Source organism: Cupriavidus necator, from assembly GCF_016127575.1.
Lineage (GTDB): Bacteria > Pseudomonadota > Gammaproteobacteria > Burkholderiales > Burkholderiaceae > Cupriavidus > Cupriavidus necator_D.
Window position 1 is genome coordinate 347,397 of the sequence record NZ_CP066020.1, and the last position, 24,558, is coordinate 371,954.

A 24,558-nucleotide genomic window follows, 5' to 3' on the forward strand; every position below is an offset into this window, starting at 1 on the left:
TGCCGGCTTGGTCGATGCGTCGTAGACGCGGGTAAAACTCGGTTCGGACTGAACGTCCTTCAGTGCGAACAGAGCTTTGTGTGTAGTGCAAAGGCTAACGCAAGCGTCGCGTCCGGACGAACCCGAATGCTCAGGATATCCACGCGTGATTTGAAGAAGACGCCCCCAGCCAGTGGCCGGGGGAAAATGCAATCATGCGGCGAGCGCCACGGGCACGGCGACATGCGCCAGGCGAGCGCGCGCATAGTCCAGCGTGCCGTCCTTGGCGCGCAGCGGTCGGGAAGCCCGCTTTACTGGATCGTGGATCAGGTAACGTCTGGCACTACCGCGGGGCTCGTCGATGAGCTGCGAGAAGCCAGCGTCAATGCAAAAGTCGACGTACTCGCGTCCGCTCATCACCTGGCCGGTCTCGAGACGGTACTTGACCGCCTCGGCCTGGCGCATTGCATCAGCCAGTTCACGCTCGGCGCGCTTCTGCGCTTTCTCGATGACCTCGTGGGCCTCCCATTCGGCCTGTTCGGCTTCCGAGAATCCACACAGTTCAAACAGCCGGCGTCGGCGAGTCATCGCTGAACATTGGAGAACGTCGACACCGATCTCTTCACGCAGGGCGCGCTTCGAATCCGTGTTCCAGTCCTTCGGGCCGTCAAAGATCTGCAGGACCGCCGCCACATTGCGCTGCATGACTGCGAGCGCAACGCGGTTCGGCCACTCATAGCCATAGGCTGCGCGGTAAGCTGCAGCGGCACAGGCCTGGCGATCGAACTCTCGCTGGCTGATTCTCCGCGATTCCCGCTCGGCCTTGGCCTTGTCCATGCTCTCCTGGAACTGCCGTTGGCTGATCAACGCGTGAATCCGCGCAGCCAGGTTCGTCACCGGCTGCGCGTTCTCCGCCGTCGGCGGCTTGGGCGTCGGGATCGTCCGCGGTGGCAGGATGCCAGCCACAAACAGAGCGTCGTCGACCTCCACGTCACAGCCGTCGTGCGGCACATGGCGGAGTGCGGCGAGCAGCTTGCCGACATTGCGCGTCGTGATCGTGAGCTTCTCGGCACGCGTGGTCCGGCAAAGCGCTTGCAACACGCTGGCCGACAATGCCCCCCGTAGCGCGGGTACCTCGATCAGGGGTTGCATCCAGAGGTCATGGCGGCCGTGGTGCGGGTTGTCGCGGTAGGTATTGACGATGCAGTTTCGAACCTTCTCGCCACGCATCAGCGCATAGGCAACGTGCACCTCATGGCGGGCATTGGGGCTCGCATCCGGTGCATACAACGGCCCGTTGATGCCGTAGCCGAATCTGCGCACGAACTCACCACAAACAAACTCAGCGATGTCGAACGCTCCCTTCTCCTCAAAAAGGTCTGCTGTCTGGAAGAGCGGTCCCGCATCGCCTTGAGACATGTCGATGGCTTCCGCGGGGAAGTACGCCAGGCGGCCGGCAGCGACCACGGCGCCCCAGGAGGCGCGGCTCATCTCGTGCGGGCGCAGGACTTTTCCACCCACGCGCACAATGAACCGATCCACTTCGTCGAGGATCATGGTCAGGATCGCGCGCCGGGTGCCCGTCGGGCGCACCGCAAAATTGCCGGACGCAAGGCGCACGACCGGGATCGCCCCGCGCTCGATGTGCCGAACGGAGATGTCTTCGACACGCGGCAGCGCGCGGCCGTCACGGTCATCGTTCAAAAGCTGCAGCACGCCGGCGAGCGACGTGCGATTCTCGGCCTGTTGGCCGATGTGGACAACGTACATGGTGGCTCCTGGGGCGGAGCACGCCCCTTCGGGGACATGCCCCGAAAGGGTTGAAAGGATCGGATCAGGCGAGCGCAGCTGCGCGGCGTACCGGGCGGCTTCGGCGAGCGACCACGCGTGCGGCAGCAACCTGCGACAACAAGTCAGGATCCGCAATACGCCAAATTTCGCCGCGGCCAAGGCCGACCTGGTTCGACCGGCCAGTTTGGACGAACTTGCCGGTGCCCAGCAGCACAGTCTTCAGATCGGCCGGCAGGTTCCAGGCAGCCGACGCGAGAATCTCGTCCTCGGCAAGGTCGGCGTCTGGCACGTTCACCGACAGCGCGCCGTAGGGCATGCCATCGTCGGCACAGACGAGTGAGAACGCCGCGCGCAGGTTGGTGGAATAGACACTGGCGCGCAGCAGCACGCCGGCGGGGTAGCTGGCCAGGCCAGCGCCATAGATACGGTCCATCGGGAAACTCCGTTAGATGGGGAGCCGGCCCGACGGGACGACGCCCGCGTGGGTGGTTTGAAAAACAAAAAGCGCACCCCAAGGGATGCGCTGATGTCGGAGCCGACGAATCGGCTCGTAGGAGAAGGGAGGCGTTCAGGCGTCGCGGTCAAGTTCCGCGATGCACGATGAAAGGCCGAATACAAATGGCCCAAACATCACTTAGTCCTTGTGGACACGTCGTCCATTGCGGTCCGCCCAGAGCAGGAAAGCCGCAATGGCCCCGCCAAGAATCAGTACAAACAGGCCGAGAGTCATTCTCAGTCTCCTTTAGAAAGCACTGCGCCTACGAAGAATAGTACAACACCGATGCCGACCAGGCTCAAGACGTCCGTCACCGCGCTGAGGGTCCAAACGCGGCCCGAACCGACATAGCCCGCAGCGCCAATCACGGCTGCAGCAGAAAGCGTGTGAGCAAATCGGCCTGATTGCTGCCGCTGGTCCTTGGTCGGCGCGATGACCGCCTTCCACGCTTGCAGAAGAAACGCCTTGCGTTGGCGCCGTGCCCGATCGACGCGATAGCTACCGTTTTCCACGTGCAGTAATGGAATTCGATATCCGTCTTCGTGAGCCACGATGGCATAGCCTTCGCCTGCCCCCGTTGCGCGATTGACAAGCTCCAGCAAGCGCGCCGGCAATGTCACCATGCCGGCCGCTGGATCGTACTGGGCATGCCCATTCACCTCCTCACCAGACGTCGATGTGAAGGTCACCTTGATAAGGCTGGTCATGGCTTGCCCCCTCAGCTACGCCGCCCGGCCACCACGCGAAGCGTGGAAACCAGATTGGCATAGCCATGGTCGGTGGCCAGCGACTCCACATTGACGGTATTGTCGCGCCCCCCGGTCAAGTCATGGCGACCGCGACAGGTTCTGTAGGACATGCGCACTCCGCCTTCCTGGCCCGGGCCGTGCTGGATCTCGACAAGCAGCGAGTCCGTATGCAAGGCGAACACGTCGACGTCGCGACGGCGCTGGCGATGCTCGCGAATTGTGTAGTCCCGCGGGCTAAGTGCCATGTCGCCGGCGAAGCGGCGCAGCACACGGCATGCGTCACGGCGAACCGCTTGGCAGGCAGAAGAATTGGTCGACGGGTGCCGACTGAAGAATGATTTAGGAAGCTTCATGATGTCCTCAAGAATGCGCGGGACACCCCTTCCCAACGGGACGAGTGTCCCGCAATGGGTTGGTCCGGCTATGCCGGACAGTGGGTCGATGCGTCGATGACGCGGGTGAAAGCGCTTGCCGAAGCCTGAAAGCTTCGGCAAGCCCTCTCGGGCTTGCGATTGGGATGGGCCTGAGGTCAGGCGAGATCGAAAATCTTGCTGATGGCTCGGACGGTGTCCCAAGCTTGGCGCTCGGACAGCACCTTGCCAACAAGCAACTTCTGGGCAGTGGTGACCAGGTTGGGGGCCTCGCCGGCGTAGCCGATCCGGTCGACAAAGACCGCCCAGCCTTCCGACCAACCGCGATGCACGGAGACGGTGAGTCGTTCACGCGCACCCAACTGTGGCCACTGGCGTGACGACTTCGGGCCGTACATGGCCTCATTGTCGTCATCCATGAAATTGGCAGCATTGAGCCATTCCGGCTCCAGGCTTGCACTGCGCAGTTGACGACGGACGTCATCGGCGACTTCGAAGATGTACCTGCCCTTCGTTTCGATCGGATTGATGGTCAGGGGAGATGTTTCTGCAGTGTCGAACATGGCTGGTTGCAGTTCGCGACAGAGCCCCCACGCGGGAGGGTCCGCGCGGGGAGAATGAAGGGAATGGGACTCCGAACCGGAGGCCGTTAGTGAGTGAGGCGATAGCCGCCGGCACCCGAGACGAGAAACAGCTGCTCGCCAGAGACGAACTGCTGATCCGCATCCTGGGTCACGACGACCTGGCGGCCACTGTCCGTGCGGACAATGACTTCCACGCCATCGCGGCGGCTCAACTGGTTCGCCGCCGTCTGCGCGATGACCGCCGAGACGGTGCCCGACAGGGCGCCGGCCAGGTAACGGCCATTGCCGTCGCCGATGATGCGCGCACCAAGCACCGCACCAACGACGGCACCGAGAACACCGGGTACGCCGGTGTGGGCCGACATAATGCCGTCCCTGTCGACAATCGTGACGGGGCGAACCCTGACGACTGTGACAGCTTCAGCGTTACTTGTGCGCAGCGCTTCCGTCGCCCGGTAGGTATTGGGCGAAGTCGGCTGAGCAGCGCAGCCAGTGAAAACGGCGCAGCAAAGGAAAAGCAGGAAGAATCGCTTGATCATGATGGCCTCAACGAAAATGGGGCCAACATGCCCACGGGCAGGAAGGCCCGTAGGTGGGGAAAAAAGAGATGTCCGGCTATACAACCGGAAGTGTCGATGCGTCGGAGACGCGGTAGGTGCACCTATGTTAGCAGTGTCGAGCGCGTTTGTGGAGTCGTTCAATCCGGCGCAGCCTACTTACCGAAGCGCCGAATGCGGCTTCCGGTCAGCCGCATTCGGCGAGACGCCAACACCAACTGTCGCCGATCGCATAAAGAATCAGCAATGCCTCGCCAACGCGATACGGCCGTCCCTGGATGGTTACCGCACCGTGCTCTTCGGAAAGCAGGAATGACGAATCACTCGCTACAAACTCAAGGGTTGGCATCGATTTGCATAGTTGCTGCGCTGATGCCAGCGTAAACAATGGCACCACGAAGCCGTTCCAACTGACACCGTTCCAGAAGGCATCGATTGCGAAGTCGTCGGGTAGCCAGTCGCCGGCTACCCTAACGGGTCGGTATTTAGAGGCAAAGGCATGAGGATCTTGCATAGTGTGTACTCCAATTCTTCCGGAAGGCAGCTACCTGGGCTGTGTTCCGGCGGGTCGATGATAGGTGCGGGCCGAACGCCACGTGGGGCGCCGCTGCAATGAATCCAAAAAAAATGCCATCCCCAAAACTTCGGGGACGGCGGGTTCAAGCGGCATGGCGAGAGGCGCGGCTCGCGCGCTGCTTCGGTTCGGGCAGGTGATACCCGAATCGCGCCCAGGCCTGCGGGTCAACCGGCAGTGGATTCGTACGCCCCACTGCCAAATTCACGAACGCGCCGCAGTACTTCAGCGTCCCCGTGCGAAACAGCGTCCAAAGCAAGTTGTAGGCCTGCACCGCGATCGCCTGGTTGATCACCAGCGACTGCTTCTGCAGCGCCTCTGCCATCGAACACGACGGCGCAGTGTCGGCCTTGTCCCCTTTCGGGTCCAGCAGCTCGGGGAAAAGGTCGCCGACATGGGGCAAGCGCTGCGCCGCCTTGCCGCGCACTTGGCCGAGAATCACCTGACCACTGTCCGACTCGTTGCCGCAGTCAAGATAGTAGCCACCTGTGCCACGCTTCATCGCTCCAAGGATCGCCTTGCGGGCAGCCCGCGTGTCAACACAGCCAATTGCCATGTCGCAGACGAAGCGATCGCCGCTCGCAACCCGACGCGTGTGCGCTTCCCAGCGCGTCCCCATCAGGTTGTTCAGTCGGTTCACGATCAGCGTGGCCTTGTGCTGGCCCACATCGACGGGATAGAAGCCCTGACGACCGATATTGGTCTCGCTGACGGTATCGTCATCGTAGACCGTGCAATCGATGCCGCCCGGGTGGCCCAGCTCCAGCATGGCGTGATGCAGCCGCGCCAGATTGGGTAGCAAGGCGCTGCCGGTGCCGCCGGCACCTACCACTACCACCTTCCAGGCACGCGTCGTCATGTTCGCGGGAATGCGATGCTCGAAGGTCATGCCAGCACCTCCTCGCGCGCCGCGGCGTACCAGTCGGCTGGAACCTTCTCCACGTTCTCGAAAATGCCCTTGGCGCACAGCCGCAGTGCCATCGAAGGCGTTGCCGCGTCGCAGTTGCCCATCACGAACGCAAACTTCACGTCGTGGCAGTCGTCGTCATCGTCGGTAGACGAGAAGAACGCCGGGTGACGCCCATGCGAGTGGCAGTCGACCACCAGCACATCGTCTGCAGCCAGTGGGGGACGCTCGTACTTCAGGTGCCCGCCGCTGTGCTCCAGGATCTGCACTGGCACCAGCCGGAACGAAGCGCTATCGGCATTCCAGACCACCCACCCACCAGTTTCCTTGGGATGCGCGGCACGCGCCATCGCGGCGAACTCCCCGATCAACTGAGCCGGGATGCGCCCGCAGCGCAGATCGGTTGTCTCTGCCGCCTCGCCGTATGGAATGGCCGTGCGATGCTGGAAAGCGCCGAGGTGGCGGACGACGCTCAGCCAGGGCCGGACGATCTCAAGGAACACGCCGTTAGCCGCAATGAGCAGGCGCTCGCCGGACCGTTCCATGGGCGCGAGCGCTCCGAAGCGCGGCACCATCACAGAAGGAAAGGATTGCTGCAGGGCAGCGTCAGCAGGATTCATGATGACTTTTCCAGTTTGCCGGCGATCAGATCCGCCAGCTTGAGTTTCATGGGAACGAGGACTTGCTTGGGGTAGTCGGGAAACTGCCCGTCAAGCATGTCCTTCCAGAAGGCATAGGCGCCGCGCTCGTACGTCACGCGCTTGCTGCCATGGTTGGGATGGGTAAATGCCGAGTTGAAGAATCCGGCTTCCCAACCTGCGATTGATGCCACGTCGATCTGCTTGGGCACATGGGCTGAGCCGATGCAGATCTTCCCGTGGTCCCAGGTATTGAAGTAAGGCGGCTCGCAAAGCTCGCTGGCCGGTACGGGGCGCTCGTCCCCTCTCAGGGCGAAGACCCGGAACCCGGACTGCGATGCCTGGAACACAAGCGCGGGGTGTGGCACAACCGCACTGCGCTTCCCGAACTCCTTGCAGTCGAAGAAAACGCGACGCTGCGCCGCGGGACACCACCATGTCACCGCGGTGGGGCTGATCGACAGCACGTTGGGTGTGAGGAACTCGCCGTTGGGGAGCGAGGCCTCCGCCACTTCACGGACTGCGTGGATCAACGCCATACGGTTCAGCGGTGTGCCGGCACCAATGACGGGGCGACCCGAGCCATCCGGCTCGATGCGATGGGCCGTGGCGTAGGAGAACTGCCCTGGCCCTTGCCCATAAAGCAAAATGGCCCCTTGCAGGGCCACGTCGTGCGACCGCGTAGCGGTCAGGATTTCGGCCATATGGCCCTCCTAGTCAGAAATGAGTGTGAGAACGCGATCGAGCGCCGCGATGGTCTTCAGCATGCCGTCCAGATCCCTGAACTGCTGCCGGATCGCCTTTGGCTCGCCCGCAATGGGTATGAAGCATTGGAACAGCGTTGCATCGCCGCTGCAGTTGAGCCCGTCATACAGATCGTCGAGTACCTGCGTGACGTAGTCGGACTGCCTATAGGCGAGCGTGGCCGCGGAGTATGCCGGCTCGGCCCACTGGGATCCTGCAACGGCCGACCTATCGCCCTGCCTCTTAAGGGTCAGGTTCAGTTCGGCCAGCGCGACACATAGATCCTTGACCCAGCCATTGTTGGCGCGAGACAGCTCATAGAGCTTCCTGCTACCGAATGCTCGCAGCTTGCTCGACGCCGGATAGCCGTGGCAGGCCGGTGGCAGTACGTCATCCGGTGCGAGTTCCGGCCTAACGACAGACGGCAGGTATCGCTCGATGTCGCCTTCATCCATGTCACAACTCTCGGCAAGGAATTCCCTCGCGTTCTTGTCGTCGGCAAGGGTACTGTCGTACTCCCAGTGCCACCGCGCAAACAGGTCAAGCAGGGCTTCAGGGGTGCGCAGGAAGAGCGACTTCGCGCTAGCCGTATTGATCAGCGACATCGCGGTGTAGAGAAGGTGCGGGTGCACCGCTCGCAGCGCGCTCGCGCGCGCTTCACCAATGAAGTAGACGTCGTCGCCGGGCATGTCGATGGCGAGATACAGCGGCGCCTCGATCTCGTCCTCCCAGCCGAATTGCATCAACTGGTCCTTTGCAGCGCCTATGTCGATCAGCGAGAAGCCGAAACTCAGGCGCTTGCACTCAGGTGTGCGGGCGCGCAGCCACGCAAACATGGCCTGGGCGAATGCATCGCCCGCACCCGTTGGAGTCGAAACATCGTTCGCACGCAGCACACCGGTGGCAAACTGTGCACGGACAAGGCCCAAAACATCGACCTCATCCCCGAAGGTAAGCAGCCCGCTATTCGGAACCCCAGCAGGGATGGCCGGCAGCGTCAGAAAATCATGGGCAGGTCGACGTCGGGCAATGGGATGCTGTCGCGCAGGCGTCCATGCGGGTTGTCCTGCATCGACCTCTGGAACAAACGACCGAGGATCGAACAGCATTGTTGAGTCTCCTCAGAATGTGAAAAAACCGCCCTTTCGGGCGGTTTCATGGTGGTAGCGAACTGGCCGGTTGCCAGTGCTTTCATCAGGTCAGATTCGCGCATGCGCGCCCTTGGCGCCGGCGGCGCGAACGAAGGTGAAGCTCGCAACCTCGCCCTTGACCTCCGGACCATCCACCGAGGCGGTGGTCAGCTCGGGATACTGAGCCGAATAGATGTCGCGCACCTGCTCTGGCGTGAACGCCGGACCAGGGTCCACAAAGGACATGCCGTTGTAGGAGAACTGACGCAGCAACTTCTTGATTTCGAGTGCCATGTCGGTCTCCTTAGAGCAGGGATGCCAGATCAGTACCGACCGAGGACGGCGCACTCACCTTCGCGTCCGCTTCGGTCTGCGCGGCATCATCGGCATCCGCATCATCATCCGAAGCGCTTTCGCTTTCCGACGCCGATGGCGATGCGGCCTTAGCCAGCGCCTTCGTCGCATTGGACGATTGCGTGGACTTGGCGGCATCGAGAATCGACTTCGTTGCCTCGGCCTGCTCGGCCAGCGAGCGATGCGATTCGCTCACACTCGTGACGGCCGCCGCGAACTCGGCATCCAGGTCCGCAGGCGTTGCCGACAGCACCAGAGGCGACGTGAGCGCGGCATCCGCGGCATTCTTGATGACTGGCAGCACGACAACGGACATGACATCGCCATGCATGGACAGCGTAACAACAACCTTGTCGCTCGCGCGGACGAGCGGGACCAATTCAGTGAACATGGTGAATCCTTTTGGGGAAATGGGGTGAGGCAGGGCGCCGGATGGCGCCCTGCGTTAAGGCAGAGTGAAAGTGATCAGAAGCCCAGGACCTTGGGCACCTTGCCGGTGTAGTCAAAGCCATCGACAGCCAGCAGGCCGGCAATGACTTCGGGTTTCGGCTTGTTGAACAGCTTGGCAAAGCTATCGCCCAGCGCCTTGCGAATGCCCAGTTCGTCCGCGAGAACCTTCATCTCGGACTTGGTGAGCATCTCCAGGAAGTATTGCGACTTCTGCAGGCTCCAGTGCGCGCGCAGATCGAGCTTGTGGAAGCGGCACAGTTCCTTGAGGTTCGGCACCTCCATGCCGTCAATTGCCGCGACAGTCAACGCCACGGTCAGTTGCTGGCGCTTGCCAGCGTCCAGTGCATGCACCGCCGTCAGGCAGCCTTGCAGCGTCGATGACGCCTTCTGCTCCGTCAGCTTCTCGAAGAACTTGCTCATCTTGTCGCCGCCGATGTTGCGTGCGAGGCCATTGAGGGCGATCGAGATCAGGTAGGCATTGGCCTGGTCCGCGTTCTGCGCGACTTCCTTGCGCAGCGCCTTGCGCCAGAGATCGGTCCGGTAGTTCTTGACCTTCTCCGACTCGCTGATCGAGGTGACAGGCTTCTCGGCTGACGCCGAAGACTTGTCCCCGCCCTTCGCAGCCGCGGGCTTGCCGGAACCGGCCGGGCCCCCTGCAGGCTTTTGCGCCGCCGCTTTCGCGTCGCGCTCCGCCTTCAGGCGTGCCGCCACCTTCCGCTGGTTGCAGACGGTGTCGAAGCACTGACCACTGTAGACCTTACCCAGTGAATCGGGCAGTCCGCTGACGGCGGCACCGAAGTTCTCGCAACCGTGGCACGCCTTGGCTTGCTCCTCCCCCACCCCAGTCGAGCCATCGACCTGAAGCTGGATGCGGGTGTGGTTGTCGCCGGGGCGTACGATGCGAATGACCTGGTACTCGTCCTTGAGCCCGTAGCTGATGCTGTCGAGCTTGCGGTCGGTCTTCTCGGTATAGCAGGCGCGGTTGGTGCAGTTGCCCGTGGCAATTGCCTCGCCGAACATCTCCGTCTGCAACGAAGAGTTGTGCTGGCAGCTTGCGCATTCCGTCTTGTCGAAGATGGCTTTCTCCAGGCTGCACGCGGCAGCCTCGATGGTCTTCTTCAACTCGGATACGGACTTCTTCTCGCTCACGATGACCGGCAGGAGCTTGTCCTGCGTGGCCTTGGCGAGCGTCGCCAGCAATTCAGCGTGGCCGAGCTGGATGACACGCGTGTTGAGCGCATTCAGGACCGATTCGCTGCAGTTCATGAGAGCCAGGCGCTTGTCCAGCGTCGAGCGCGACCAGCCAAGGAGGCGGGCCGCTTCGTCGCGGTCGCCCTGCAACTGGCCTGCGATCCTCGATGCTGCCACGGCCTCCTCGGAAGGCGCCATGTCCGCACGCTGCACGTTTTCAATCAACGCCATGCGGTCGGCCTCGGCGTCGGTGATCACCTTGAGCGTGACGGGGATATGGTATCCCTCGCCATGCGCGGCCAGTGCGGCGCGATAGCGGCGTTCACCGGCAACGACTTCATACTCATGCCCATTTTCATCGCCCTCAACGGGACGGATAAGAATCGGCTGAAGGATACCGTCCACGCGAATGGATTCGGTCAGTTCAGCCATTTGGACAGGATCAAAGTACTTGCGCGGGTTACGGCCAGGACGGATCTTGCCAATGACAACGGTGGGGTTTTGCATTTTGGGTTCTCCGAGACGGAATGGGAACCCGTTGCCGCACCGGGAACGTGGTTCCCGATGGGGTGGAAGGATGGACTGCCAGGCTATGCCGGCGACCACCATACTGCAGAAGCTGGCACCAAAAGGTGCGGGGTCGATGCGTCTGGGACGCGAAGTGTGGTGTGAGGATACTCGAATTTCGTCTCGACGAGCAAGATTTGATGGCCAAGATGGCTGCGCATCCGATGCGGCGATGTGGTGCTAAGCCTGGAGCGTGCCCCGGACACCGCCTCAATCCAATCTGATGCGGCCCAGCACGCTACGGCCACAGGCTTCGCGTGCATAAAAAAAAATGGCCCCCAACGAGTGGGGGCCTGAGGGAACGGGTACAACTTGAGAGGCAATTCCGTAGCGGGGCGCGCTACGGAACTGATCTTAAAGTGATTTAAGCCAGAGGCATCCCCCGAAAGTTGGTCAATTTCGACTGCTTTTCGCTGGAATGGGTCCAATCGGCCTGGCCAGCACGCTGGTCACCGCGCCAATAACCTGCCAGCCGTCCATCTCGCTCTCGGCGATGCCATGAACGAGACGGTCCAGGCAGACGACTTCCAACCCGTCCGCCTCGATCGTGCCGAGAATGTGGGCAACGGTCGTGCCACGCGTGCCGCGTCGCTTGATCGTTGCCAGCCCCTCGCCAATGGCGATGCTGCACTCGTTTGCTTTCATGCTGCCTCCTTGAGCAGTTCACGTTGATCCCGGGCCTTGCGACCGTGCAGCTTCGCGAGATCGTCGACAAATTCGTCCAACAGCGTGTCCATGTGCAGGAACGCCTCGTCTTCCAGTTCCGGTGTCGCCCAGTCCAGGCCCGCCTCCATGGCATCCCGTTTGTGCGCCACCATCTGGTCCTGGTAGATATCTAGACTCCCGGGCAGATGGAAATAGACCACCTTTAACTGCCCCTTCCGGTTCCAGCGCAGCGCGCGCCGCATCGCCTGGTACTCGATGCGCCACGTCCACGAACGGTCGTAGAAGAGCACGTAATCGGCATTGGGCAGGTTGTAGCCCGCCCGGCCCGACGCCTTGGTGCACAACAGGCCCGTGGCAGTGCCGCCGACGAAACGCTTGTCCTTGTCGGCCACGCGCTTCGCAATCGGAATGCCGCCGTGAAACGGCACCGTCTCTACCCCCTTCGCCTTCAACTGGCTGGCGATGAGGTTAATGACGCCCGGATTCTCGGCAAACAGGATGGCCTGCTTGCCCTCCCCGGCGATGGCTTCCAGCCGCTCGATCACCGCGCGCTGCTTGCTGGTCAGCTGCCCCAGCGCTCCGACACCATCCACCCCATGCTGCGGGTAGTTGGCGGCGAAGTGCACGGCACGGATGCGGGCCAGAATCGCGATCAGGTTGTTGGACTTCCCTTCCACCTTTCGCACGTCCCGGTACCACTGGGCGAACTCGTCGGCCGTCCGCAGATAGAACGACAAGTGCGCAGGATCCCAGTCCGTCTCGACCACCTCGACCGCGGGCGGCGCAATGCGGATAAAGCGGGCTACATCGGGCTCGCACACCAACCGGCGCTTCACGTGCGGCGCCAGCATCTGCCGGTACCGCGGCAGGTTGCCGATCTTGGGCACTTCGCGCTTGGCCCCATCCTGCAGGCTTTCGGCAAATTCCCACGTCACCCATTCCAGCACCACAAAGTCGCTGCGGAAACGGTCAATGCCGCGCTCGGCATGCTGCACTGAAGCAAGCCAGTTCGCTTCCAGGTAGCCACGCCGGTAGCCATATGGCTGGGCCGCCGTGCCGTCACCGCCCGTGAACGCGATCAGTCCGAAGATATCGCGCGGATAGCTGGCAATCGGGCTGCCGGTCAGGATATAGCGCCGCTTCGCCGACAGCTGCCAGAGCGCGCGGCTCTGGTCGCTGGCAGGGTTGGACAGGCGCTCACCCTCATCGGCCACCAGCAGGCCGATGCGACGGCGCAGCCGGTGCGCGTACGTGACGCGGCGCGAGGCCTGCCGGTCGACGGGCATGCGCAAGCGCTCATAGGCGATCAGATTGAGGCGGCCCAGATGCACCAGATCCTCAGGCGACTGAATTACGTGGACGTCCGATGCTGGCATGACTTGCTCCAGTTCGGCACGCATCTCGGCGATCAGGCGTGCCTCGACAACGATGAGGCCGTGCTTCACGCCGGACAGCAGGATCAGGCCCGCCGCGAGACGCGACTTGCCGCAGCCCTGCTCCCACGCGGCCACAGCACCGTTGGGCTTGAGCAGCAGCTCAACCAGGTCTTCCTGTTGGAATTGCCAGTCCAGCCACCGGTCAATGCCCAGCGCCAGCAGCCGCTTGCGCAGCCGCTCGGCCTGCCCGGGATAGCGCACGGCCATCCCCTCGTGCACGATCTCCCACGCCTGCGCCGATTTCTCGACGCTGTAGCGGGTGGTGATCTCGTCCAACGAGACGACATAACACTTGTCCCGCACCGTGTACTGGTAGCGGCCGTCGGGCTGCCGATCGAAGCGCACCGTCTGGCCGGCCTTGATAACCGGGCCGCCCCAAACCGACGAGTCGACCAGATGCGTCTTCGTGGCCGTACCGACGATGGTATCGGCGGCGCCTACGCCGGTCGTCCAGACCGCATGGCGCAAGGGCAACGCCTGACGCATGCTGCGACGCAGACGCTGGCGGAAGTGCTCGAGAAAGCCCGGTGCAAACTCCGGCTCACCGCCGGCAGACTTCACCATGGCAACGAGCGTCCCCAATGCCCCGATCGGATCAGGCTGCACCAGATAGGCCTCCAGATCCAGCCGGCCCGTGCCTGCGTAGCGAAAGCCACGGGGCAGGCGCTGGCCCTCCAGCGACACGATGCGGCGCTCCAGCACACGATTGAGCACCATCGCCTCGACGAACCCGCACTCGAATCCGAGCACGATGCGGCGCCCGTCATGCGAGATGCGTACCCGTTTCTGCGAGGTCACCGGACGCGTGATAGCGGGCCCTTCGTCATCCAGCAGCTGGTGGCCAAGCCGCGGTTCGCCATAGAGACGATCCTCGGCCTGCAGTTCCAGCGCAGGCAGCGGCTCGGCCAAATCCGACACGGCTTGCCGCACGAAATCGCGGGCGCGCATGCGGTAGCGCGCGAATACCGCAATGGAGGTGCGCACCTCCGCCCCTTCCTCCCGGAAGGCGCTCGTTGGCAGGTCGAACACGCCGACCACACGCCTTGCCGCATCGGCGAAGGGTTCGCCGTGGCCGATCACCAGGCCGGCGAACTTGTCGACGAAGGTTGTGGGCAGCAGTGCCACCACGATCTGCGCCGCGTCGAGTGCCTGGTACAGCCCATATTCATGACTCAGGGCGCTGGTGTTGGCCCCAAATCGGCCCCAGGTAGTGCAGTCGTAGGGCTTCAGGTGCGGCGACTCCAGATGGATGGAGAACGGCGGGTTAATGAGGGCAACATCGAAGCGCGTCGGATGGATTTCCTCCATGCCGGCGTGCCGAAAGCTGCCGTCAAAGCCAGCAGCCTCGATGGCATGCTGCACCGCCTCGATCGTTGGTTGGTGCACGTCTACGCCATAGAGGCTGTGCGTGCCCGGGTCCGCGAACTGCAGCAGGCGGGCCGAGCCGACCGAATTATCGAGTATCGACACCTTCCGGTTAGGCTGCCAGTGGGTTACCGCGCCCCACATCAGGCGGGCAATGGCATCGGGCGTGAAAAACTGCGACAGATGGCGCTGACGCGCCGCGTGTAGCTCGCCCTGGTGCGCGATTTTCTCGGCCTGAGAGCCAAGGCTGACAAGCGCCCGCAAGGGCGCATACCAAGTATTAGACATGATGGGTTCCAGAAAAGAAAAAGCCCCGTCGGTGAAAGTCACTGACGGGGCGTAAGGGGGATGCAACCCGTGGTCGGCTATGCGGACTGAGGTGAAATGCCGACGTGCCGCTGGACGAACGCCAGAAGCGTGTCAGCGACTGGCGTGGCGAAGCGCAACTCCCAATACTCGTTGTACTGAATGACGTCGAGGCCTGGGAAGGTGCGCCGCTGCTGCGACTCAAACACATCGGCGGGATGGAACTGCGCGAGGCAGCTCGCCAGAACGGCGTGGCCATTGCGGCGTGCAAAGACCGCGAGTGCAGCGAACGCCTGCGTAACAGGCTCCAACGAGCCGAAATGCAATTGACGCGAGGGCCGCGAGGCATCGCTGACCGTCTCCGATATCGCAATGAGCTTGAGCCGAACGAAGACGGTGGAGCGGCGCACGGCCGAACTGCTGGCCAGGCCGAAGGCACGAACGAGTGTGGCCGCCATCTGCTGCTCGGCTTTCTCCGGCCCATCAGCCTCGTACGTGTCGCGCAGCAGGTTCCAGAAGCGATCCAGGTCCGGCACGACACCGGCCCGGATGGCCTCCCAGATATTGGGATAGCCGTCGACAGCCAGGCGTGTTTCGTCGATGGCGATGGGGGCACCGTCGATGCCAAACTCGACGCCGGCCCGCTGGATCATCTCGGCGACCTGCTTGCGGCAGAACCGCTTGAGGTCAGCCGACGCTGGCGTCATAGCTTGGAATCCGGAAAGGGTCTCCTCTGCGCGGAATGCCTCAATGCGTGCGTTGTACATGTACTTCTACTCCAGGAAGACGAGGCGCCCTTAGGCGCCACACGTAAAAGTTTACATGGGGCCTACGCGGCTTCCTGCATGAAGGCCTCGCCGTACTCGCCGAGGAATAGCATCAAATCGTCTGCAACCTGGTGAGAGACCTTGAACTCCCAGGCGTCCTTAAAGAACACGATGTCCAGACCGGGGTAGCTGAGCTTCTCGCGGTAGTTGTACTCGACGTCGTGCACGTTGACCTGGCTGAGCGCGCCTGCCAGCAGCTGATGACCCGCCTTGGCGGCAAAGGTGGCGAGGCCAGACAGGCAGTCTGCCGTGCTCTGGTAGCTGTAGTAGCCCACCTTGCGCGCCGTCCGCCGATAGCAGGCTTCGGAGGTGACGTGCTTGCGCAGGACCACCGCCGAGGCGGTGCGCTTGACTTCGCGCTTGCGGTTGAGGCCGAAGCCGGAAATGATCCGCTGGGCAGCCTGCTGGTAGGCCAGCTCCGCGCCGCCATGGCCGCCGTAGCGGCGGGCCATCGATGCCCAGAGCCCGTCGATGTCTGGGACCTTCCCAGCCCTCAGGGCTGCGTCGATATCCAGCCCAGCGCGCTTGTACTCGTCCTCGTGGGCAATATCGAGACGGGCGCCCTGCGGGGCAAACTCGCGCCGGGCGCGATTGACGACGCCGCTGGCGACCGAGCGGCAGAACTTCTCCAGCTCTTGCGCCGTACGGTATTCGCTACGGAGTTCAACCGATCGATAGTGGTCAGGGATCGCGGCGACGGTCTCGCGCTCGAAAGCTGCGGCCGCGGCATACGCGGCGTGGGCTGCTTTCTGGGCGGCGATGAACTGCTCAATGATTTCCTTGTACATGGTGGTCTCTCAAGAAATGTATAGGAGACCACCCGACGGGAGGTCTCCCGAACGGGCCAATAAGGGATAGCAGGCTGACCGGCCGAGTCGCCGATCTCGTCTACCGTAAGGCTGGATCAGTGGAACGCCAGCGCCGGGCCGGTAGGCATCGGCACGAGACCCAGCGCCAGCCAGTGCGCGACCGGATGATCGGGAAAATCCGGAATCGTTCCAAGTCGGTACAGGGCTGGCACGTCCAGCAGCTCGCAGTCGCCATCCCGCAGCAAGCGGCGGTAGCGATCGCTCAAGCACAGCCAGGCCAGTTCGGCCCGGGCGGCGTGATCCCACTGCGCAGGCAAGCGCGACTCATCGAACAGCGCATGGCCTGCCGCATTCATGCAGGCCACCACTTCGTGATAGCGGCCGAAATCGTGGGGGAAGCTCCTGCGCACGAATGACAGCACTTCCGGCGCGTGCACGCCGAAGATCCGGCCCAGTTGGCGGATGTACACCGCGCACTCCATTGGAGAGCGCTTGGCATAGTCATCGCTGCCGACCTGCGCGCATTCTTCTTCCCACGGTGCGGGACCGACTTCGATTTCGAGGAATTTCTGGAACATGGCGTTTCCTTGGATGTAACTTGGGGAAACGCCCCACCGGGGAGCGTTCCCCGGTGGGTAGTGGATTGGCGGCTGACCAGGACGGTCAGCCCGCAGTGGCAGGCTTCTGATCCAGATGCAGCAGCTTCGCGAGAAGCCAGCTGATGAGAACCAGGAACTCGATTTCGGCAACGAGGTGCAGCTGCATGGCAGCAAGGCGATCGTCACCAGTGGTCACAAGGAAGTACAGCGCCGCGAACAGATTGATGACGGTCGCGAGAACAGCCAGCGTGCTGATACGGGATGAAATACGCATGAGAAGGCTCCGAAAACGGGGCCTTCCCCATTGGGAAAAGCCCCAATGGGTGAAAAAGCAGATGGCCGGTACGCCGGCAGGGTCGATGCGCAGTAGCGCGGAGAGTGGACGAATCTTACCGCGCGTCGAACGCCGGGACAAGGACCGAACCGCGGGCCACGCAAACTCAGCCGCGCTTTGCCCCGATGCGATCTCGTCGGTTGGCCTCGCGTAGCCGGTCGACCACGGCCCAGCGCCGCTGCGCAACCTCCTCGGGGTTCTCCAGATTGGAGAAGTCAGGCAATGGGCCATCGTCGAAGGCCTGGTAGTCGTCGGGGATCTTGCCTGTGGCCTTGAGTTCCGATCGAAGCCGCTTCGATAGCCCGTAGTTGATCTCGGTGATCGCCACGTAGTCCCACCGGGCGGGCAACGCTTGTTCCGAAAACCATACCTCGCCCTCGCCTGGCGCAACCAGCGCCACCACGTCATAGATTCTGCCCGCCGGCGAGGGCACGGCCCGCACTTCGAAGCGCAGCACCTCGCTACGCGGATGCCAGAAGACACGATCCAGATAGCGCCGGAAGGTGAGTGCATCCATCAGCGCGATATCGTCGTAGGACGGATCGCCCGGTGGAATGGCTTCGCGCTCGCCCTTTGGGCGCGCGCCGAGGGACACCTCGCGGAACTTGAGAATGGGGAGCTCAGACATGGCTTTCCGTGAAAGACGCGGCAAATTCTAAAGCTTTCGCCTTCAGGTGCGGCGGAAATCAGCCTGAGAATGATACGCGGCGCAACATGCGCGCCGGCCGCCTTGACTTCTCGACGGCCTCGGTATCTTGGATGTAAGAGCAATCCAAACCTTCCCGCCATGCGCTTCTCTTGCCTCGAACGCCACACCCCCATCGACTTCAATACCCGTCGCCAGGCCGCCTTCGCGCGCAAACAGCAGCGCGAGCGCGACAGGTACCCGCTCTTTGCGGATCACGTGGCCGCCGAGCAGCATTCTCCCGACGAGGAACTTGCCCGTCGGCAACGGCGCTCCGACAACCTTGAAAGGACAACGCGCGCCTTGCACGCACGCGTCTGGCGAGAGAAGCGCGCCATCTACTTCTCGCTCTCCGATGAACAACGTGCGGAGATCCGCGCAAAGTGGAAGGCATGGACCGGGCCTACAACCGCCCTCTACTTCGCCTACATCGTCGACACGGTCAGTGGCGAGTATGAGCGACGCTCGGAAGCCGCACGTGCAGACACACTGGCCATCCGCCGACGCGTTCTAGCCTCGCTGCCCGAGCAAACTGCATTGGAGATCGCCTGATGGTCCCCACCGACGAACAGGCTTCCGTTGTCGACGCGGTCAAGGCCGGCGGGCCGCTGAAAGTCAAGGCGTATGCGGGCGCCGGCAAGACGTCGACGCTACGCCTGGCTGCCGAGGCCCGCGGCCGCGCGCGAGGGCTGTATCTGGCCTTCAACAAGGACATCGCCAACGAGGCTGCCCAGAAATTCCCGCAGAACACCCGCTGCCGTACCGTCCACTCGCTCGCGTACAGCGCCACGCCGCCGGAACTCACCCGCAAGCTCAAGAACCCGGTCGAGCCGCCGCATCAGCTCGCTTTGCGCTACGGTCTCGCCAAGCTGCGCCTGCCGACGACGATCGGCAAGGATCTCGAACTGAGCGCCAGCAAGGTCGCCCGAATAGTGATGGACGGCGCGGCGCGTTTCTGCCGCTCCGCACAGGCCGAGCCTCTTGCGTGGCACATTCCAGTGGAGTCGATCGTGAAGGAGGAGGAGGCCGAGCATCTGCGCGACTCGCTGCTGCCCTACGTCAAGCGGCTCTGGGGTGAATACCTCGACCCCGCTTCCCCGTCAGCGATCGTTCACGACGTCTACGTAAAGAGGTGGGAGCGCAGCCGGCCGCGCATTGGTGCCGACTTCATCCTGTTCGACGAAGCGCAGGATGCCGATGGCCTGATGCTGTCGGTGCTGCGCGCGCAGCAGTCCCAGGTCATCTACGTCGGCGACCCGTACCAGCAGATCTACGAATGGCGCGGCGCGGTCAACGCCATGGAGCATATTCGTGCACCTGAATGCGCTCTCACCGAATCGTTCCGTTTCGGCCCGGCCATCGCTCAACTGGCCAGCCGCGTGCTGCGGCTCATGGACGAGGAAACGCCCGTCCGTGGACAGGACCACGTTGAGTCCCGGATCCTGCACGACTCAACGCCAGGACAGGATCGCTTCGACGCCATCCTGTGCCGCAAGAACGCGACGGTCCTGACGCACCTTGCCCAGGGCATCGGCCGGGGCGATCGCGTGGCGGTGCGCGCCAACGTCGACGAGCTCCGCGCCTTTGCCGACGGCGCCGAGCAGCTCATGCGCGGCCAGCGCATCGGCTACCCCGCCACCCTCGCCCTGTTCGAAACGTGGGAAGAGGTCCAGGAATATGCCGAATCGTTCGCCGGCCGCGACCTGAAGCCCCTCGTCACGTTGATCGACAACGAGGGCGTGGACTATCTGCGCCTGATCCTCACCCGCGTCTCGCCAGAGGATGAGGCCGACTACATCGTGTCGACCGTCCACCGGGCCAAGGGCCTCGAATGGGAGCGCGTGCAGCTCGCCGGCGACTTCAAGTTCAAGACCGGCGACGACGGCGAACTCACCATGGCACCGGAAGAGATGCGCCTGCTTTACGTCGCCATGACACGCGCGAAGCGCCTGCTCGATGTGAGCGAGATCCGGCGCGACCTCTACACCATGTTCCGGGAAGCCGGTGTCTAAAGGAGAGACCATGATCACCGTGCGGATTGGCGGGAACGAGTACCCGCTGGATGAGGTTTTGGAAGATCCCGGCCGCTACGCGCGCCACCTCGAGCGTGCCAAGACGATCCAGGGATTCGCGGAATGCGGCTGCGCAGAGGGCCGGCCGCGGCCCAAACTGGTGATCCGGCGACACCGCGATATTTTCCTGCTCGCGCGCTGGCCGGAACAGGCGTTCCGGCACGCCGAAGGATGCCCCTTCCACCGGAAGACCCAGACAACGCCCGGCGCCGCCGACAGTCTCGACGCATTTCGCATGCGCGATGGCCGCCACGATATCCGCCTCGACGCCTCACTTTCGGTCAGCACCCACACACCGGCCAAAACCGTCCAGCGAACGCCGAAGGGCCAGTTCACAAAGCCGCAACGGCGATCCGCAGGCCTGCTGGCGCTCCTCGAATTCGCTTGGGAGCAGGCCGGTCTTAATGTCTGGCCTGGTACCGGTGCCCGCAGCTGGAACGGCTGCTGGTCACAGTTGACGGCCGAACTGGACGATTGCAGGATCAATGGCAAGGACGCCGACGGCCTGCTGCACGTCATGCAGCGGTGGGACCCGGCGCGGAAGTCCGAAATCCTGGCCGAGTTCGAGGCGTGGCAGGCTAGGCTTTCGCCTACCGCCGCCGGGAATCCCCGCGGCATTCTGATCGGCGAAATCGAGTCGCACGCCGCCACCCAGTACGGAGGGAAGGTCGTCCTGCGCCAGAGCACGCAGCGGTTCTTCATGTCCTCGGGACTGTACGAACGCCTGCAGGCTTCCTTTGGCACCGCGCTGGCCGGCATCGGACGGGCCGAGCAACGGTGTGTCGCTGTCCTGCTCGTTGAGAAGTCCCGCTCGAACTACCTGACGGTCGTCGATATTGGCGCCATGCTGGCAAACCGGCAGTTCCTGCCTTGCGACTCCTCCCATGAGGTCGCCATGGCCGATCACCTGGTCGCTCTGCGCCGGGCATTTCGCAAGCCGCTGCGGCATATCGGCCGAGCGGAGGTACACCCCGACTTCGTCCTGACCGATGTCCAGCCCGAAACGGTCATCGAAGTACTCGGCATGGCCGGCAATCCCGCGTACGACGCTCGGACGGCGAGCAAGCGCCAGCACTACCAGACTGCCGGCGTTCCATTTCTGGAATGGGATGCGGTAGCCACGTCGATTTCCAGCGTCCGCGTGCCGCCGGCTGGCACACGGGCAGCCGATGCACGCTGATCGGATCCCGATCGCCGACGCCCTGTATGGCAAGGCGCTGGAACTGGTGCATCAGCACCGCGCCGCGTCAGTTGCGCTTCTGGAGCGCCATCTCGGCCTCGGGCTGGACATGGCTGAAGCGCTGCTGCAACGAATGGCCAGGGAAACCACAGCCGTGCGACGCGTGCCGAGCGGCCTGTATCTCTACACACACGGCCCCATCGGAGAAGAGTTGGCGGCACTCCACGGGTTCGCGCAGGAGGTCCTCGCAGCGCTCGCAAGCGACAGTGTGGATGTCGCCGATCTGCGAGCCGCTGCAGGCCGCTACGGTCTCCCGGTTCCGCGCCAGGCTGCCCCAACGCGACCGCCGCGCCGCCGCTGAACATGGCTCAGGCGTCCACGACCTGAGCCAGACAAAGCGGATCGTCCTCACCTCGTTCCGTCGGCCCTACTCGGCGCAGCGGATTTCGATGGCCGCATCCCTTGCAGATGAAAAAGAAGCCTCTCTCGTCCAGTTCTGGATCGGCCGCCGAAAACATCACCGACAGCCGGCATTCGGTGCAGGTCCACATAGCAGTCCCCCGTCTTGACAATGCCCACCGCGCGATACGCTGACTCCAATGTAGCCGCGCACAAGCTAACCAGCCAGCCCAATGAAACCTGCCGCCCCTCATATCTCCCCGAAGACACCTGCCGCTACGGACATCGGCCGCGCGTCGCAGCCGCACTCGCCAGTCAGCGTCGGGCGAGGTGTCTGCGAGCTTTGCGGCTCGATTGCATCGCACCTCCACGTCGAGGCCAACCGGCCCGAGCGCGACACACGAACCCTGGACCTGTTCGAGGACCACCAACAATGAGCGAAAACACAAAGATCGAATGGACCGACCACAGCTGGAATCCGTGGGAGGGCTGCCAGCACGTTGGCCCTGGCTGTGACCACTGCTACGCGGAGACCCGTAATGCCCGCTTTGGCGGTGGCCAGGCCCAGAACTGGGGGCCCGGCGCCCCGCGCCGGCGCACGTCCGCCACCAACTGGCGCAAGCCGTTCCGCTGGAACCTGGCGCACGCTGCCTTCGCCGCGGTGCACGGGCGCCGCCAGCGCGTCTTCTGCGCGAGCTTGGCCGATGTGTTCGACAACGAGGTGCCAATCGAATGGTTCATCGACATGCTCGATGTGTGGCGGCAGACCCCAAACCTCGACAAGCTCGTGCTGACCAAGCGCATCGGCAACGCCATGAAGCGGCTGGGCGAAGCGTTCAATGCACTGATGCTGCGCGACGACTGCGCGGAGAATCCCTTGGTGCCGTGGCTGGCCACGTGGATCGCAGGCAACGCACCCGCGGATATCTGGTTGGGGGCCACGATCGTCAATCAGGCCGAAGCGGTACGAGACATTCCGAAGCTGTTGCGTGTCCCCGCCAAGACCCGCTTCCTGTCCATGGAGCCCCTGCTCGGCCACGTCGACGTGTTCTCGACAATCACGGGCGAGCTGCTACACACGTCCGGCAACGATTACAACCCTGGTTCGATCGACTGGATCATCGCAGGCGGTGAGAGCGGAAGCGACGCACGCCCGATGCACCCTGCCTGGTCGCGCAGCTTGCGGGACCAGTGCGCAGCGGCGGGCGTGCCCTTCCTCCTAAAGCAGTGGGGCGAGTGGCATACCGCTTCCGTGCTCACGACCTCTGGCGAGCCGGCATTCCGAACGTTCGAGACGTTTGAGCAATGGGTAAACAAGGCCAGCACCTGGGTCGGCGGCGGCATCTGCCTCGACAAGCACGGCCAGCAGCTACAGAAGGGAGACGATTTCATCCGAGCACGCGACGAATGCCGCTTCCCAGTCACCGTCATGGACCGGGTGGGCAAGAAGGCAGCAGGCCGGCAACTCGACGGGATGCTGCATGACGCTTTCCCTGTGACCTCGTTGGACGTGGCGGAGGCCTGCCACCGCGCCCTGGGTCGTGGAGCAGTCTGATGCGCCAACTAGACCTGTTCGCACACGTCGCCGCGGCGTTTGCAGACGCGTCCGAAGATGGGCTCTCCACCGGCGCTCTCTACGATATTGTGGCGCGTTCGGCGGGCATCGATCACAGCGCGGCCACGGCGCGCGTTCCGATCGGGACTGCAAAGGCACTGCATAGCCCATTCAAGCGTGCGGTTCGCTGGCACCAGCAGACGCTCAAGACGCTCGGTGTTGTCGAGCGTGTCGCCGATCGCACGGGATTCTGGCGCCTCACGCAGCCGGTCACCAAGGACCTCGACCGTGCAGCTGACGGCGTCAAGCTGGTCGCGTTCAGCACGATGCTCGGCATGGCCATCTGGGCTCGAAATGAGGATGTGTTTCGAGGATTGGCGGAACCCATCGCCTTGTGCGTCACGTCGCCGCCATACCCACTGCGGCAAGCCAGGGCATATGGCAATCCTACGGATAACCAGTATGTCGACTTCATCTGCGGGGCGCTCGAGCCGATCGTTGCCAATCTCGTGACCGGCGGCAGCATCGTCCTGAACATTTCCAACGACATCTTCCAGCACCGCAGTCCCGCCCGATCCCTCTATATGGAGCGGCTTGTGCTGGCCCTTCATGACCGACTCGGCTTGGCGCTGATGGACCGCATTCCATGGGTGAACTACAGCAAGCCGCCGGGCCCGACTCGATGGGCATGCGTGGACCGTGTCCACCTCGCAACGGCATACGAGCCATTACTATGGCTGACGAACGATCCAGGCCGTGTCCGTGCCGACAACCGCCGCGTGCTGCAGGCCCATACCGAACGGCATCGGCGGCTGCTCGAAGCCGGTGGCGAACAGCGGTCAGCCAGTTACGGTGATGGTGCCTATCGGATCCGACCCCAGTCCTTTGGCAATCCGACATCCGGCCGGCTTTCCCGCAATGTCGTCGAACGCGGCCACCGCTGCGCCGACACCCTGGCCTACCGCAGGGCGGCCGCGACGCTTGGATTGCCCGCGCAAGGCGCCATGCAGCCTACCGCCATCCCGGACTTCTTTACAAGATTCCTGACCGAGCCTGGCGACCTGGTCGTCGATCCGTTCGGCGGCACGATCCGTACGGGCCTCGCCGCCGAGCGATTGGGCAGGCGCTGGATCGTCACGGAATGGATCCTCCAGTATGCTCGCGGCGCCGCCGAGCTGTTTCGTCAGTCCGACGGCTTCCTGATGCACCCCGCCCTCCAATGGGCTTCCCAAGGTCGATAGCA

Annotated in this window: 27 protein-coding genes; 6 read left to right on the forward strand and 21 right to left on the reverse strand. The window is 63.3% G+C overall.

The genetic code is table 11. The features are described 5' to 3' along the window. Positions 1–192: 192 nt before the first annotated feature. The 21 genes from I6H87_RS33660 to I6H87_RS33760 form a co-directional block, all read right to left on the reverse strand. Positions 193–1,749 carry a V-type proton ATPase subunit G gene (locus I6H87_RS33660; RefSeq protein WP_011154212.1) on the reverse strand — a complete coding sequence of 519 codons (1,557 nt, stop codon included), beginning with the start codon at positions 1,747–1,749 and terminating at the stop codon, positions 193–195. Positions 1,750–1,813: 64 nt separating this feature from the next. After that, positions 1,814–2,203 carry a hypothetical protein gene (locus I6H87_RS33665; RefSeq protein WP_011154213.1) on the reverse strand — a complete coding sequence of 130 codons (390 nt, stop codon included), beginning with the start codon at positions 2,201–2,203 and terminating at the stop codon, positions 1,814–1,816. Between the two features lie 299 nt (positions 2,204–2,502). After that, complete coding sequence (locus I6H87_RS33670; protein ID WP_011154214.1) at positions 2,503–2,973, reverse strand: hypothetical protein; 471 nt, start codon at positions 2,971–2,973, stop codon at positions 2,503–2,505. Between the two features lie 11 nt (positions 2,974–2,984). Continuing rightward, positions 2,985–3,509 (reverse strand): hypothetical protein, encoded by a 525-nt coding sequence (locus tag I6H87_RS33675; RefSeq protein WP_231881527.1) that lies wholly within the window; start codon positions 3,507–3,509, stop codon positions 2,985–2,987. A gap of 35 nt (positions 3,510–3,544) precedes the next feature. Continuing rightward, complete coding sequence (locus I6H87_RS33680) at positions 3,545–3,949, reverse strand: hypothetical protein (protein WP_011154216.1); 405 nt, start codon at positions 3,947–3,949, stop codon at positions 3,545–3,547. An 86-nt stretch (positions 3,950–4,035) separates the two neighbouring features. After that, positions 4,036–4,509, reverse strand: coding sequence for an outer membrane lipoprotein (locus I6H87_RS33685; RefSeq protein WP_041688728.1), 474 nt, complete (start codon positions 4,507–4,509; stop codon positions 4,036–4,038). 205 nt (positions 4,510–4,714) lie between these two features. After that, positions 4,715–5,041 (reverse strand): hypothetical protein, encoded by a 327-nt coding sequence (locus I6H87_RS33690; RefSeq protein WP_136227938.1) that lies wholly within the window; start codon positions 5,039–5,041, stop codon positions 4,715–4,717. Between the two features lie 145 nt (positions 5,042–5,186). Then, the gene (locus I6H87_RS33695) at positions 5,187–5,990 is read right to left on the reverse strand and encodes a PRTRC system ThiF family protein (protein WP_011154218.1); all 804 of its coding nucleotides are present in this window, start codon (positions 5,988–5,990) and stop codon (positions 5,187–5,189) included. Beyond that, on the reverse strand, positions 5,987–6,628 hold the full coding sequence (locus I6H87_RS33700; protein WP_011154219.1) for a PRTRC system protein A: 642 nt from the start codon (positions 6,626–6,628) through the stop codon (positions 5,987–5,989). The genes I6H87_RS33695 and I6H87_RS33700 overlap by 4 nt, the downstream gene beginning before the upstream one ends. Continuing rightward, complete coding sequence (locus tag I6H87_RS33705) at positions 6,625–7,350, reverse strand: PRTRC system protein B (protein ID WP_011154220.1); 726 nt, start codon at positions 7,348–7,350, stop codon at positions 6,625–6,627. Before I6H87_RS33705 ends, I6H87_RS33700 begins: the two co-directional genes overlap by 4 nt. A gap of 9 nt (positions 7,351–7,359) precedes the next feature. Beyond that, on the reverse strand, positions 7,360–8,499 hold the full coding sequence (locus tag I6H87_RS33710; protein ID WP_011154221.1) for a PRTRC system protein F: 1,140 nt from the start codon (positions 8,497–8,499) through the stop codon (positions 7,360–7,362). A 90-nt stretch (positions 8,500–8,589) separates the two neighbouring features. Continuing rightward, positions 8,590–8,814 (reverse strand): PRTRC system protein C, encoded by a 225-nt coding sequence (locus I6H87_RS33715; RefSeq protein ID WP_011154222.1) that lies wholly within the window; start codon positions 8,812–8,814, stop codon positions 8,590–8,592. A gap of 10 nt (positions 8,815–8,824) precedes the next feature. Next, on the reverse strand, positions 8,825–9,265 hold the full coding sequence (locus tag I6H87_RS33720; RefSeq protein ID WP_011154223.1) for a PRTRC system protein E: 441 nt from the start codon (positions 9,263–9,265) through the stop codon (positions 8,825–8,827). 74 nt (positions 9,266–9,339) lie between these two features. Beyond that, complete coding sequence (locus I6H87_RS33725; protein ID WP_011154224.1) at positions 9,340–11,022, reverse strand: PRTRC system ParB family protein; 1,683 nt, start codon at positions 11,020–11,022, stop codon at positions 9,340–9,342. A 453-nt stretch (positions 11,023–11,475) separates the two neighbouring features. Next, positions 11,476–11,727 carry a hypothetical protein gene (locus tag I6H87_RS33730; protein ID WP_011154225.1) on the reverse strand — a complete coding sequence of 84 codons (252 nt, stop codon included), beginning with the start codon at positions 11,725–11,727 and terminating at the stop codon, positions 11,476–11,478. Then, on the reverse strand, positions 11,724–14,837 hold the full coding sequence (locus tag I6H87_RS33735; protein ID WP_011154226.1) for a helicase-related protein: 3,114 nt from the start codon (positions 14,835–14,837) through the stop codon (positions 11,724–11,726). The genes I6H87_RS33730 and I6H87_RS33735 overlap by 4 nt, the downstream gene beginning before the upstream one ends. 77 nt (positions 14,838–14,914) lie before the next feature. Next, entirely contained in the window at positions 14,915–15,622 is a 708-nt protein-coding gene (locus I6H87_RS33740; RefSeq protein WP_011154227.1) for a hypothetical protein, read from the reverse strand. A gap of 62 nt (positions 15,623–15,684) precedes the next feature. Beyond that, complete coding sequence (locus I6H87_RS33745) at positions 15,685–16,470, reverse strand: hypothetical protein (protein ID WP_011154228.1); 786 nt, start codon at positions 16,468–16,470, stop codon at positions 15,685–15,687. A gap of 116 nt (positions 16,471–16,586) precedes the next feature. Further along, the gene (locus tag I6H87_RS33750; RefSeq protein ID WP_011154229.1) at positions 16,587–17,069 is read right to left on the reverse strand and encodes a hypothetical protein; all 483 of its coding nucleotides are present in this window, start codon (positions 17,067–17,069) and stop codon (positions 16,587–16,589) included. An 85-nt stretch (positions 17,070–17,154) separates the two neighbouring features. After that, on the reverse strand, positions 17,155–17,364 hold the full coding sequence (locus I6H87_RS33755) for a hypothetical protein (RefSeq protein ID WP_041688732.1): 210 nt from the start codon (positions 17,362–17,364) through the stop codon (positions 17,155–17,157). A 166-nt stretch (positions 17,365–17,530) separates the two neighbouring features. After that, a complete protein-coding gene (locus I6H87_RS33760; RefSeq protein ID WP_011154231.1) occupies positions 17,531–18,052 on the reverse strand; it encodes a hypothetical protein in 522 nt (173 codons plus the stop codon). 159 nt (positions 18,053–18,211) lie between these two features. On the opposite strand from I6H87_RS33760, the gene I6H87_RS33765 reads away from it, so the two are divergent. The 6 genes from I6H87_RS33765 to I6H87_RS33790 all read left to right on the forward strand — a co-directional run bounded on the left by I6H87_RS33765 (position 18,212) and on the right by I6H87_RS33790 (position 24,556). After that, complete coding sequence (locus I6H87_RS33765; RefSeq protein WP_041688734.1) at positions 18,212–18,661, forward strand: hypothetical protein; 450 nt, start codon at positions 18,212–18,214, stop codon at positions 18,659–18,661. Beyond that, positions 18,661–20,121 (forward strand): 3'-5' exonuclease, encoded by a 1,461-nt coding sequence (locus I6H87_RS33770; protein WP_011154233.1) that lies wholly within the window; start codon positions 18,661–18,663, stop codon positions 20,119–20,121. Before I6H87_RS33765 ends, I6H87_RS33770 begins: the two co-directional genes overlap by 1 nt. A 10-nt stretch (positions 20,122–20,131) precedes the next feature. After that, entirely contained in the window at positions 20,132–21,361 is a 1,230-nt protein-coding gene (locus I6H87_RS33775; RefSeq protein WP_011154234.1) for a DUF1173 family protein, read from the forward strand. Next, positions 21,351–21,722, forward strand: a complete 372-nt coding sequence (locus I6H87_RS33780) for a hypothetical protein (RefSeq protein ID WP_011154235.1) — start codon at positions 21,351–21,353, stop codon at positions 21,720–21,722. The genes I6H87_RS33775 and I6H87_RS33780 overlap by 11 nt, the downstream gene beginning before the upstream one ends. Positions 21,723–22,193: 471 nt before the next feature. Next, the gene (locus tag I6H87_RS33785) at positions 22,194–23,315 is read left to right on the forward strand and encodes a phage Gp37/Gp68 family protein (RefSeq protein WP_011154236.1); all 1,122 of its coding nucleotides are present in this window, start codon (positions 22,194–22,196) and stop codon (positions 23,313–23,315) included. Beyond that, entirely contained in the window at positions 23,315–24,556 is a 1,242-nt protein-coding gene (locus I6H87_RS33790; RefSeq protein ID WP_011154237.1) for a DNA methyltransferase, read from the forward strand. The genes I6H87_RS33785 and I6H87_RS33790 overlap by 1 nt, the downstream gene beginning before the upstream one ends. Positions 24,557–24,558: the final 2 nt, after the last annotated feature.